At 72.4% G+C, this 12066-nt stretch carries 11 protein-coding genes; 8 read left to right on the top strand and 3 right to left on the bottom strand.

The window, feature by feature from the left end:
- Window positions 1-22: 22 nt before the first annotated feature.
- The 3 genes from rocD to ACTJJP_RS09465 all read right to left on the bottom strand — a co-directional run bounded on the left by rocD (window position 23) and on the right by ACTJJP_RS09465 (window position 3250).
- Window positions 23-1240 (bottom strand): ornithine--oxo-acid transaminase, encoded by a 1218-nt coding sequence (rocD, locus tag ACTJJP_RS09455; protein ID WP_440774762.1) that lies wholly within the window; start codon window positions 1238-1240, stop codon window positions 23-25.
- Complete coding sequence (gene ddaH / locus ACTJJP_RS09460; RefSeq protein WP_440774763.1) at window positions 1237-2121, bottom strand: dimethylargininase; 885 nt, start codon at window positions 2119-2121, stop codon at window positions 1237-1239. Before ddaH ends, rocD begins: the two co-directional genes overlap by 4 nt.
- A gap of 169 nt (window positions 2122-2290) precedes the next feature.
- Entirely contained in the window at window positions 2291-3250 is a 960-nt protein-coding gene (locus ACTJJP_RS09465) for a carbohydrate kinase family protein (RefSeq protein WP_440774764.1), read from the bottom strand.
- Between the two features lie 202 nt (window positions 3251-3452).
- Here ACTJJP_RS09465 and ACTJJP_RS09470 point away from each other — a divergent pair, with 202 nt between their 5' ends.
- From ACTJJP_RS09470 to mtnB, 8 genes are read left to right on the top strand one after another with little or no spacing between them, the layout of a single operon-like run.
- Window positions 3453-4466 (top strand): sugar ABC transporter substrate-binding protein, encoded by a 1014-nt coding sequence (locus ACTJJP_RS09470; RefSeq protein WP_440774765.1) that lies wholly within the window; start codon window positions 3453-3455, stop codon window positions 4464-4466.
- On the top strand, window positions 4463-6022 hold the full coding sequence (locus ACTJJP_RS09475; protein WP_440774766.1) for a sugar ABC transporter ATP-binding protein: 1560 nt from the start codon (window positions 4463-4465) through the stop codon (window positions 6020-6022). The genes ACTJJP_RS09470 and ACTJJP_RS09475 overlap by 4 nt, the downstream gene beginning before the upstream one ends.
- On the top strand, window positions 6019-7020 hold the full coding sequence (locus tag ACTJJP_RS09480) for an ABC transporter permease (protein WP_440774767.1): 1002 nt from the start codon (window positions 6019-6021) through the stop codon (window positions 7018-7020). Before ACTJJP_RS09475 ends, ACTJJP_RS09480 begins: the two co-directional genes overlap by 4 nt.
- Complete coding sequence (locus ACTJJP_RS09485; RefSeq protein ID WP_440774768.1) at window positions 7017-8066, top strand: ABC transporter permease; 1050 nt, start codon at window positions 7017-7019, stop codon at window positions 8064-8066. The genes ACTJJP_RS09480 and ACTJJP_RS09485 overlap by 4 nt, the downstream gene beginning before the upstream one ends.
- Window positions 8063-9766 carry an FGGY family carbohydrate kinase gene (locus ACTJJP_RS09490; RefSeq protein ID WP_440774769.1) on the top strand — a complete coding sequence of 568 codons (1704 nt, stop codon included), beginning with the start codon at window positions 8063-8065 and terminating at the stop codon, window positions 9764-9766. Before ACTJJP_RS09485 ends, ACTJJP_RS09490 begins: the two co-directional genes overlap by 4 nt.
- Window positions 9763-10731 carry an NAD(P)-dependent oxidoreductase gene (locus ACTJJP_RS09495; protein WP_440774770.1) on the top strand — a complete coding sequence of 323 codons (969 nt, stop codon included), beginning with the start codon at window positions 9763-9765 and terminating at the stop codon, window positions 10729-10731. Before ACTJJP_RS09490 ends, ACTJJP_RS09495 begins: the two co-directional genes overlap by 4 nt.
- On the top strand, window positions 10728-11432 hold the full coding sequence (gene mtnC, locus ACTJJP_RS09500) for an acireductone synthase (RefSeq protein WP_440774771.1): 705 nt from the start codon (window positions 10728-10730) through the stop codon (window positions 11430-11432). The genes ACTJJP_RS09495 and mtnC overlap by 4 nt, the downstream gene beginning before the upstream one ends.
- Entirely contained in the window at window positions 11429-12064 is a 636-nt protein-coding gene (gene mtnB, locus ACTJJP_RS09505) for a methylthioribulose 1-phosphate dehydratase (protein WP_440774772.1), read from the top strand. Before mtnC ends, mtnB begins: the two co-directional genes overlap by 4 nt.
- Window positions 12065-12066: the final 2 nt, after the last annotated feature.

A 12066-nucleotide genomic window follows, 5' to 3' on the forward strand; every position in this document is an offset into this window, starting at 1 on the left:
CCTCACGCGATGGCGAGGGCGGTCAGGCCGCGAGCACGTGCTTCAGCTGCTCGACGGCCCAATCCAGCTCGGTCGCGCGGATCGTCAGCGGAGGGGCGATGCGGATCGTCTGGCCGTGCGTGTCCTTCACCAGCACTCCGCGCGCGAGCAGCCTCTCGGCGACCTCACGGCCGGTGCCGTACGCGGGGTCGATGTCGACGCCGGCCCACAGGCCCGCGATGCGCACCGCGGTCACCCCGTGCCCGATGAGCGCCCGCAGCGCCGGCTCGAGGTGCGCGCCCAGCGCCTTCGCGCGGGTCTGGAACTCACCGGATGCCAGCATCTCGACCACGCGCAGGCCCACCGCCGCGGCCAGCGGATTGCCGCCGAAGGTCGAGCCGTGCTCGCCCGCGCGGATGACGCCCAGAACGTCCTCGTCGGCGACGACGGCGGACAGGGGCAGGATGCCGCCGCCGAGCGCCTTGCCGAGCAGGTACACGTCCGGCACGACGCCCTCGCGATCGCACGCGAACGTCTCGCCCACGCGGCCGAGACCCGACTGGATCTCGTCGGCGATGAAGAGCACGTCGTTCTGCGTGCAGATCTCCCGCACCCGCCGGAGGAACCCCTCGGGCGGAATGACCACGCCGGCCTCGCCCTGGATGGGTTCGATGAGCACGGCGGCGGTGTTCTCGTCGATCGCCGCGGCGATGGCATCCGCGTCGCCGTAGGGCACGTGCACGAAACCGGGCGCGTACGGACCGAAGTCGTCGTGGGCCACGGGGTCGTCGCTGAAACCGACGATCGTCGTCGTGCGGCCGTGGAAGTTGCCGTTCGCGACGATGATGGTCGCGGCATCCGGGGCGATGCCCTTCGTGCGGTAGCCCCAGGCGCGCGCGACCTTGATGCCGGTCTCGACGGCCTCGGCACCGGTGTTCATCGGCAGGACGAGGTCTTTGCCGCACAGCTGCGACAGCGCCGTGGCGAACGGGCCGAGACGGTCGTTGTGGTACGCCCGACTGGTCAGAGTGAGGCGGTCGAGCTGCTCGCGGGCGGCGGCGAGGATCGCGGGGTGCCCGTGGCCGAAGTTCAGCGCCGAGTAGGCCGAGAGCAGATCGAGGTAGCGCTTGCCCTCGACGTCGGTGACCCACACGCCCTCGGCGCGCGAGACGACGACGGGCAGCGGGTGGTAGTTGTGGGCGAGGTGGGCGCCCTCCTCGGCGACGAGACGCTCGCCGAGCGTGTCGACGGTCGTGCTCATCGGGCACCGCCGCGCAGCTCGAGCGTGCAGCACTTGATCCCGCCGCCGCCGAGCAGCAGCTCCGACAGGTCGACCATCACGGGGGTGTAGCCGCGTTCGCGCAGCTGCGCCTCGAAGCCCACGGCGCGGGGCGAGATGATCACGTTCTTGCCGTCGCTGGCGGAGTTGAGACCGAAGACGGAGCCGTCGCTGTCGGAAACGCGGATGGCATCCGGGTAGCGCTCGCGCAGGATCGTCTGACTGCGCTCGTCGAACGCGGTGGGAAGGTAGGCGATGTTGGCCTTCTCGACCCCGCCCGGGCCCTCGACCGGGTCGAGCACGGCGATCGCGGTGTCGAGGTGGTAGAACCGCGGGTCGACGAGGGTCAGCGAGACGACCTCGCGGGAGAACACCTCGCCCACCTCGCGGTGGCTGTCACCGGTCGAGCGGAACCCGGTACCGGCGAGGATGGTGTCGCCCACGAGCAGGAAGTCGCCCTCGCCCTCGTTGACCTCGACGGGCTCTGCGACCTCGAAGCCGTTGGCGGCGAACCAGTCGATGAACGCCGGAGCCTCGGCCGCGCGCTCGCGGAAGCGGAACTTCGGACCGTACGCGACACCGTCGATGACGAAGCCGCCATTGGCGGTGTAGACCATGTCGGGCAGACCCTCGACCGGGTCGATCAGCTCGATCTCGTGCCCGAGCGAGGTGTAGGTGTCGTACAGCGACTGCCACTGCTGCAGGGCGAGGTTCGTGTCGGTGGGGCGCGAGGGCTCCATCCACGGGTTGATGCTGTAGCTCACCGTGAAGTGCGCGGGCCGGCACATCAGGTAGCGACGGTGCTGCTGCACGCGCTCGGTGGACGTGGCCTCGGCGGTGGCGGCGGTAGGGGTAGCGGACATCTCTGCTCCTCGGAGGAAAGGTGCGGCGGACGCTGTCCTGGGGCCCGGTGGCCCTTCGAACCCGGCGGCGCGTGTGCGCCGTGCGGGGAAAGGTCGGTCCGAGCACGCCGTGGCCATTCTCGCACGCGTGTGCGCGGGCGCGCCAACAGCGCTGCCCCCGGATGCCGGCTCACACCGGGCCGCGCACGCCCTCCGCCCGCAGCCGGGACACGTCCGCCGCGGTGTGCAGGCCCGCGTCGGAGCCCAGACCCGTGGCGACGAGGCTGCCGCACGCCAGCCCGCGCTCCGCGGCCTCGGCGACGTCCGCGCCGTCGATCAGCCCCCAGATGAAGCCCGCACTGAACGCGTCGCCGCAGCCCGTCGTATCGACGACGTCGACGGCATATGCCGGCAGCCGCATATCGCGCGACGTGCGCGTGCTGATGCTCACGCCCGCCGCGCCGCGGGTGATCACGAGGGTCGAGACGCCGGCATCCAGGTAGAAGGCGATGGCCTCGTCGAGGGTGGAGGCGCCGGCGAACGACAGCGCGTCCTCCTCGCTCGGGAAGAGGTAGTCGACGAACGGCAGGCAGGGCAGCACCGCGTCGCGGTCCGCCGACGCCCCCGTCGGGATGAAGTCCATCGTCGTCACCACGCCCGCCGCACGGGCGCGGCGCAGGAGTTCGACGCTGGGCGCTCCGTCGATGCCGGGCAGCAGACACGTGCCGCCCAGGTGCAGCACCGCGACATCGCTGAGATCGATGGATGCCAGGTCGTCGGCGCGGATCGCGGCGTTCGACCCGATCACGTGCAGGGCCGGACGGCTGCCGTCGCGGCGGATCGGCAGCATGGTCGCCGAGGTCGGGCGCTCGGGCCGCACCACCAGCCCCGTGACGTCGACGCCCTCCCCCGCCATGGTCGATCTCAGGAACACGCCCAGCGCGTCGTCGCCGACCGCGCCCACCGTCGCCACCGTAACCGCCAGGCGCGCGAGGTCGACGGCGGTCGCGGCGGCGGTGCCGGCCACGGTCAGACGGATCTCGTCCAGCAGCGCGAGGCCCTGTCCGGGCGGGATGGCGTCGACGTAGCGGCCGAGCACGTCGGCGACGTGGAGCCCTACGGTGACGACGCGACGGGTGAGTGCGGACATGAGTCTCCTCGGCTCGGGGGAACGGGCGAATCCTACTGAGCGCCCGGGGTGGACCGGTTTCATGTCATCGTGTGACGGCCGGGTCGAACGTTGTCTCGGGCACTCCCTACGCTGAAAGCACCGCCACCCGGCGGAACCCACACAGCATCCGCGGCGACGCGCGCACCGACGCGAGCGCCCACCGGCCCCACAGGAGCCCACCGTGAGAAAGTCCCTCTACGCCCTTCCGGCGATCGTCGTCGCGGCGGGCCTCGCCCTCGCCGGCTGCAGCACCGTCTCGTCCGACGCCTCGGCGCCGAACGGCGAGGGCGTCGACGCCAGCCAGCCGCTCGCGGGCAAGACCATCGGCATCGCCGTCGTCGGCACGCAGCACTTCTGGGACCGCGAGGCCTTCCAGGGCGCTGTCGACGAGGTCACCAAGCTCGGCGGCACCCCGCTCACCACCGACGGCAACCGCGACAACACCCTGCACGCGCAGAACCACGACATCTTCCTCGCCCAGAACGTCGACGCGGTCATCACGATCCTCGGCGACGCCTCCGTCGACCCGAAGCTGCAGCAGCTGCACGACGCCGGCATCCCCGTCTTCGGTGTGGACCACGCCTCGGAGTGGGCGGTCAACAACGCCCAGTCCGACAACGAGGTGGGCGGCACCGCCCTCGGCAAGATCACCGGCGACGCCCTCGGCGGCGAGGGCAACATCGCCGTGTTCAACGCCTTCGGCTCGAGCCTGTCGTTCTGCGGCGAGCGCTACGACGCGTGGAAGAACGAGCTGTCGACGAACTACCCGAACATCAAGCTGATCGAGCCCGAGCTCGCCGAGCAGTTCGCCAACGCCCCCGACGACGCGCGTCAGCAGACCCTCGCGCTGCTGGAGAAGTACCCGGTCGGCACGATCCAGGACATCCACGTCGCGTGCTGGGACCAGCCGGCCATCGGCGTGGTGCAGGCGATCGAGGACTCGGGCCGCACCGATGTGAAGGTCACCGCCTTCGACGCGGGCCCCGACACCCTCGAGATCATGAGCGAGCCGAACAGCCCGTTCGTCGGCAACATCGCGCAGCTGCCCCGCAAGATCGCCACGATCGCAGCCGACAACGTGGGCAAGTACTTCCTCGGCGAAGAGGTCGAGAAGGTCAGCTACGTCGACACCATCCCGGTCGCCGGTCCCGACGAGGCGACCAAGGTCGCGAAGGAGCTGGGATACACCCAGTGACCGAAAGCTCCTCCCCCCTCGTGACGCCGGTGCTGCGTATGACCGGCGTCACGAAGGCGTTCGCGGGCGTCCCGGCTCTCCGGGGCGCCTCGATCGACGTGCGCCCGGGCGAGGTGCACGGCCTCGTCGGCGAGAACGGCGCAGGCAAGTCCACGCTCATCAAGATCCTCGCCGGCATCTACGAGCGGGACGGCGGCACGGTCGTCATCGGCGGGACGGATGCCGACAGGCTCACTCCCGCCGACGCCCACGCGGCCGGCATCCGGTTCGTGCATCAGGAGCTGCAGCTCGTGCCCGACATGACCGTGGCCGAGAACGTCTGGCTCGGCAACGAGCGGAGCGCGGGCGGGGTGCTCCGCGGCCGCGCCATGAAGGCCCGCGTGACCGAGGTGCTGCACGAGGTCCTCGGCATCCGGCTCTCCCCCACCCGGCTCGTCCGCGACCTCGGTCCCGCCGAGCGCAAGCTCGTGCAGGTGGCCCGCGCACTGGTCGACGACGACACGCGCCTCATCGTCTTCGACGAGCCCACCGCCCCGCTCGCCAGCGCCGAGGCCGAGCAGTTGCTCGGCATCATCGGGCGCCTCCGCGAACGCGGCATCTCGAGCCTGTACATCTCGCACTATCTGGGCGAGGTCACGCGCATCTGCGATCGCGTGACCATCCTCCGCGGCGGTCTCGACGTGGGCCGCATCGAGGCGGTCGGACCCGACAGCGGCCGCGAGATGGTCCGCCTGATGATCGGACGCGAGATCGACGACCTCTACCCCCCGCGTCGTCCGGTCGTCACGACCGAGCCGGTGCTGCGCGCGCGCGGCCTGCGGGTCGGCGCCGTCGTGCACGGCGTCGACCTCGACGTGCGCCCGGGCGAGATCCTGGGTCTCACCGGCCTGCTCGGCTCCGGAGCGTCCGAACTCGGCGAGGCCCTCGTGGGGCTGCACCGCCACGCGGGCGAACTGTCGCTGCTCGCCCGCCGGTTCCGACCGTCGAGCCCGGCCGCCGCCCTCGAGGCCGGTGTCGTGCTCGTGCCCCGCGATCGCCGCCACGACGGTGTCGTGCTCGACTTCTCCACGCAGCGCAACCTCACCCTCTCCACCCTCGCCGAGGGCACCCGCGCGGGACTCCTCGACGACGTCGCGTCGCGCACGCGCGCCGAAGGCCTCGCCGAACGCCTCGACATCCGCCCGCGGGACACGAGCGTGCAGACCCGCCTGCTCAGCGGAGGAAACCAGCAGAAGGTCGTGCTCGGTCGAAGCTTGGCCGCCGGCGCCCGGGTCATCGTGCTGGACGAACCCACGGTGGGCGTCGACATCGGCGCGAAGCAGGAGATCTACCGTCTGCTGGCGGAGCTGGCGGCATCCGGGACGGCGGTCGTGATCGTCTCGACCGACCCCGCAGAGGTGCTCGGTCTCAGCGACCGCGTCGTGGTGCTGGAGCGCGGGCGCGTCGCGCACGAGGTGACGACCGAGGGTCTGACCCTCGAGCACCTGAGCGCGCTGGTGACCGGGAGCACCGGTGCCGCCGCCTCCTCCGAACGAACCGAAGGGGATGCCGCATGAGCGCCCTGACCGTGGAACGCACCGCGCTCGCCCCGCGCGTACGCAGCCTGCTGGCGCGTCGCGGGCCGCTTCTGGTCGTGCTCGCGATGACCGTCTACCTCGCCGTCTCGGCGAGGGGCTTCCTCGGCATCGCCAACGTCACGGCGAGCCTCACGCAAGCGGCGCCCGTGGCGCTGGTCGCGATGGGACTCGCCATCGTCGTGATCGGCGGCGGCGACGACGTGGTGGTGGGCGGGATCGATCTGTCGATCCCCGCCACCGCGGCGCTCGCCACCGCCATCGTGAGCGATCAACTCACCACGTACGGCACCCCGTTCGCCGTCGCCTTCGCCCTCGGCATCGTGGTCACCACCGTGTTCGGTCTTCTCAACGCGGTACTGGTCGGGTGGGTCGGGTTGTCGTCGATCCTGGCCACCCTCGCCGTGTACGTCGCCGTCGTCGGCATCACGCGCGTGGTCAGCGGCAACCGCCGGATCGATGTGACCGACCCGCTCATCGTCGCCGTCCGCGACACCCGGATCGCCGGCATCCCCCTCGCCGCCGTGCTCATGCTCGTCGTCGCGGCCGTGCTCGTCTTCGTCATGGCGCGCACCCCGTACGGCCGGCGTCTGCAGGCCGTCGGCGGCAACCGGGATGCCGCGACCTTCGCCGGCATCCCGACCCGGCGTTACATCATGTCGACGTTCGTCATCGCGGGCGTGGTCGCGGGCCTCAGCGCGCTGCTGCTCGTGGCGCGCGGTTCGGGCAGCAGCCCGGGGATCGACGAGCGCCTCATGGTCGACATGGTCCTGGCGACCTTCCTGGGAGCCGCCTTCACCCGCCGCGGCACGGTCACGGTCTTCGGCTCCGTGCTGGGCGCGGTGTTCGTGGCGCTGCTGTCGAACGGCCTGATCCTCTCGCGCGTCGCCAACGCGTGGGTCGACGGTTTCAAGGGCGTGCTGATCCTGCTCGTCGTCGCCGCCGCCGCAGCGCGCAAGAGCGAGGAGGCCCGCGCGTGAGCACCACCGCCACCCGCACCCGCTGGTCGGGGGTCGCCGGTTCCGCCGCCGCGACCGTCACCCGCTACGGCTTCGTCGCCGCCTTCGCCCTGTTGGTCGTGTTCTTCTCGTTCGCCAGCGACGCCTTCCTGCGTCCGAGCAACCTGCTGAACGTGCTCGACGGCGTCGCGATCCTGCTGCTCGTGGCCCTCGCCCTGACGGTGGTGGTGTCCTCCGGCGGCATCGATCTGTCGGCCGCGGTCGCCGTGGACTTCGGCGCGTGGTTCGCGATCGTGTCGATGATGTCGTTCGGGATGCCGTGGCCCGTCGCCGTCCTGCTCGGGCTCCTCGGTGGTGCGCTCATCGGCGCGCTCAACGCCTTCCTCATCGTGGGCCTCGGCGTGACGCCGTTCCTCGCGACCCTCGGCACCTTCTTCATCGGCCGCAGCGCTCAGCAGATCGGTACGAACGGAGGGGCGAGCGTCAGCTTCCGCGCCGCCCCCGAGGGCTTCACCTTCCTCGGCTCCGGCGACGTGCTGGGTGTCGGCATCCCGGTGATCATCGCCGCGGTCGCGGCCGTGGGCGTCGGCATCCTGTTGCACCGCACCCCCGCGGGCGTGCGCATCCAGGCGATGGGCCTGCAGGATCGTGCGGCGGTCGTCGCCGGTCTCCGCACCCGCCGCATCCGGGTGCTCGTCTACATCGGTGCGGGCGTGCTGTGCGCGGCGGGCGGGGTGCTGCTCAGCGCGTCCCTCCGGCTGTACACCCCCCTCGCGGGCTTCAGCTACCTGCTGGATGCCATCGCCGCGGTCTTCATCGGCGCCTCGATGCACCCGCGCTCGCGGCCGAACGTTCCCGGCACCGTCGTGGGCGTGCTGTTCCTCGGCGTGCTCGCGAACGGCCTCGACCTGCTCGGTCTCGACTTCAACGTCAAGGCCGCGGTGCAGGGCGTCGTGCTGCTGGTCGCCCTCGTGCTGGCGTACACCGTCGCGCAGCGCGCGCGGGCGGCGGCGGAGCGCAAGCCCGTGGCGAAGACCCCCGACACCACCCCGGGCGGCACCCCGTGACCCCCGCCGTCCTGGGCATCGATGCGGGAACCACCGCGGTCAAGGCCGTGCTGTACTCGCTCGAGGGCGACACGCTCGCCGCCGGTCACCGTGCCGTCACGGTGGTCCGCACGCCTGACGGGGCGGCCGAGAGCGACATCGACCTCGTGTGGGAGGCCGTCGTCGGCGCCGTCCGTCAGGCCCTGTCGCAGGCCCGCAGTGCCGGGCCCGACGTCGTCGCGATCGGCGTCACCGGCCAGGGCGACGGGGCGTGGCTCATCGATGCCGACGGACGTCCCGTGCGCCCCGCCGCCCTGTGGCTGGAAGGGCGGGGCGCCGACCGCGTGACCGCCTGGCAGCAGGACGGCCGGGATGCCGCGGTGATCGCCGCCACGGGTTCGGCGAGTTTCCCGGGGACGCTCCCCGTGCTCCTCGACGGCTTCGCCGAGACCGAGCCCGAGACCCTCGCCCGCGCGGCCCACCACCTCAACTGCAAGGACGCGGTGCGTCACCGGCTCACCGGCGTGGTCGCCACCGACCCCTCCGAGGCGTCGCGCACGTACCTGGATCCGGCGACCCTCGCCTACTCCGACGAGATGATCGACGCGCTGGGGCACCGCCGCTTCGCGTATCTGCTCGCCCCCGTGCGCGCTCCGCACGAGAGCGCCGGCACTCTCACCGACACCGCCGCGGTCGAGCTGGGGCTCCGGGCCGGCGTCCCCGTCGCCACGGGGCTCGTCGATTCCGCGGCCTGCCCCGTGGGACTCGGCGCCCTCGCCGATCAGGACGGCTGGGTCGTGCTCGGCACGACCGCCACCGTGGCCGTCAACCGCGCCGACCGCGCCGCCGCCGACAGCGGGATCGGCATCCTGATCCCCACCGGCCGCGGCACCCAGGTGCTCGAGGCACTGTCGTCGATGGTCGGCACGCCCAACCTCGACTGGGTGCGCGACACCCTGGGCCTCGCGGACCGCGGCTGGAGCGATCTCGAACGCCTCGCGCGCACCGCGCCGCCCGGCAGCGGCGGGGTGATCTACCTGCCCTACGGTTCGCCCAGCGGCGAGCGCGCCCCGTTCGTGGATGCCGCGGCGTCGGCATCCTGGGTCGGCATGAACGTCACGACGACTCCCGCGCAGGTGCTGCGCAGCGTCTTCGAGGGCCTCGCGTTCTCGGTCGCCGAGTGCCTCGACCTGCTCGATGCCGCCGAGCGCGTGCCCGTGTGCGGCGGCGGCGCGCGCAGCGACCTGCTGTGCCAGCTGCTGGCCGACGTGTCGGGTCGCACGATCGTGCGCACGACCGACCCCGAGGTGGGAGCGCGGGGAGCGGCGACCGTGGCCCTGGTGGCCGCGGGGCTCGCCGTCGACCTGGAGGCCGCGGTGCGGGTCTTCCCCGCCGACGCGGTCGAGTTCGCCCCGCGTCCCTCCGCCGCACTGTCGTCGGCGCGAGAGGTGTTCGCCCGCGTGCGGGCGGCGCTGCGGCCGGAGTGGCCGGCGCTGCGCGCGCTCGGTCGGGTGACGCCGGACGACGACGGATCCCACCCGGGTGCGGCCGCGGTCGGTGCGGCTCCCGGCGACGACGCGACCCGGGCGTCTGCGACCCCGGCGGGCACAGCCGCGGACGCCGACCGCGCCGGTACCGAGCGCGTCGACGCGGGCGCGGCCGCCGCGCACCTCGACGACCCCGCCCTCGATGTCCCCGCCCCCGAGAGGACTCCCGCATGACCCGTACCGTTATCACCGCCCCGTTCGACCCGCGCATCGCCGCCGATCTCCCGGGCGAGGTGGTCACGGCATCCGAGGCCGAGACCGGCCAGTCGCTCGGTGACCGCGCCGCCTCCGATCCCGCGTTCGCAGAAGCTCTGGCGGCCGCCGACGTCGTGATCGCCGAGCTCGACCGCATCGACGACGCCGCGCTGGCAGCCGCCCCGCTCCTGTCGCTCGTCGTGGCCTGCCGCGCCAACCCCGCGAACGTCGACCTCGCCGCGTGCGCCGCGCGCGGCGTCGAGGTGCGCACGACACCGGGCCGCAACGCCGACGTGACCGCCGACTTCACCCTCGCCCTGCTGCTCGCGACCGTGCGCCACGTGCCCGCGGCGTCGGCCTGGCTGCGCGAGGGCAACTGGAGCACCGACGACGTCTTCGAGCCGTACGCGCGGTTCCGCGGGATCGGCCTCACGGGCCGGCAGCTCGGCGTCGTCGGCGGCGGAGCGGTCGGTCGACGCGTCGTGCGCCGCGCCCAGGGGTTCGGTATGCGGGTCGCCGTCTACGACCCCTTCCTCGCCCCCGGCGCCCTGGGCGACGACGTCGCGCACCTCGAGCTCGACGACCTGCTCGCCACGAGCGACATCGTCACCCTGCACGTGCCGCTCACCCCCGAGACCACCGGGTTGATCGGCGCGCGCGAGCTCGCGCTGCTGCGCCGGGACGCCTATCTGATCAACGCCGGCCGCGCCGCTCTCGTCGACCGCGACGCCCTCGTCGCGGTGCTGCGCGAGGCGCGCATCGCCGGCGCCGGCTTCGACGTGTTCCACGACGAACCGCTCAGCCCCGACGACGAGCTGCTGCGGCTCCCGAACGTCACGCTCACCCCGCACATCGCCGGGGCGTCCGACGACGTGGTCGTCGAGCACTCCCGCCTCGCGGCCGCCGCCGTGGCATCCTTCATCGACACGAAAGAGAACTCATGACCGCCACCGCCACCGCCGACGTGGTCGTGCTCGACATCGAGGGCACCACGTCCGCCGCCGGGTTCATCCTCGGCGACCTCTACGACTACGCGCGCCCGCGTCTGGACGAGGTGCTCGGTCGCGACGACGACGCCGTTCGCACGGCCCGCATCGATGCGATCGCCGAGACGGGGCTGGATGCCGACGCCTCCGACGCCGAGATCGCCGAGGCGCTGCGCGGACTGATGGCGAAGGACGTGAAGTCCACCCCGCTGAAGACGCTGCAGGGGATCATCTGGGCCGAGGGCTTCGCCGCGGGCGAGATCCACTCGCAGTTCTTCGACGACGTACCGCCGCGCCTGCGCGCCTGGCACGAGGAGGGCATCCGCCTCGCCGTCTACTCCTCCGGCTCGGTCGCCTCGCAGGTGCCGTGGTTCCGGCACGCGCCGCAGGGCGATCTCACCCCCCTCGTCGAGGACTTCTTCGACACGGTGAAGGCCGGACCGAAGAAGGAACGCGCGTCCTTCGACGCGATCGCCTCCGCCCTCGACGTCGCCCCCGAGCGCGCGCTGTTCCTCACCGACCACCCCGACGAGGTGACGGCGGCTCTCGCGGCCGGCTGGCAGGTGATCGCCCTCGACCGCGTCGGCGAGCCGTGGGCCGGAACCGCCTTCGCCGCCCCCGCCGTGGCATCCTTCGACGCGATCGAGGTGACCCGATGACCGTTCTCCCCTCCCGCGATCTGGTGCGGGCAGCCGGTGCCGCCCTCGCGGCCGAGGCCTCGCGCTTCTCGGGCTACGGCTGGATGCGCGGCACCTCGGGCAACCTCTCGGTCGTCGTCGACCGCGACCCGCTCGTGCTCGCCGTCACCGCCTCGGGCCTCGACAAGTCGCTGCTCACCGACGCCGACGTCGTGCTCATCGACGCGAACGGCGAGGCGATCGACCCCGACGAGCAGCGCCCCCCGTCGGCCGAGTCGGGTCTGCACGCCCACATCGCCGCGCGAACGGGCGCGAACGCGGTGTTCCACGTGCACGCGTTCGACGCGGTCGTCGCCGGACACCGGTGGCCGGACGGCGTCGAGATCCGCGACATGGAGATGCTCAAGGGCATCGGCCATCTCGCCGACGACGAGACCGTGACCATCCCCGTCATCCGCAACCACCAGGACATGACCGTCGAAGCCGGCTGGTTCGACGAGGTCTACCGTCCCGCCACCGCGGAGGTACCCGAGGTTCCGGCGCTGATCGTCGCGAACCACGGCATGTACGCCTGGGGCAGCGACGTGGCAGCGGCCCGTCGTCACCTCGAGATCACCGAGTGGTTGCTGCGCTTCACCGTCGCGACGCGCTGAGC

Origin of the sequence: Microbacterium sp. 22296, from assembly GCF_052045385.1 — a bacterium.
GTDB lineage: Bacteria > Actinomycetota > Actinomycetes > Actinomycetales > Microbacteriaceae > Microbacterium.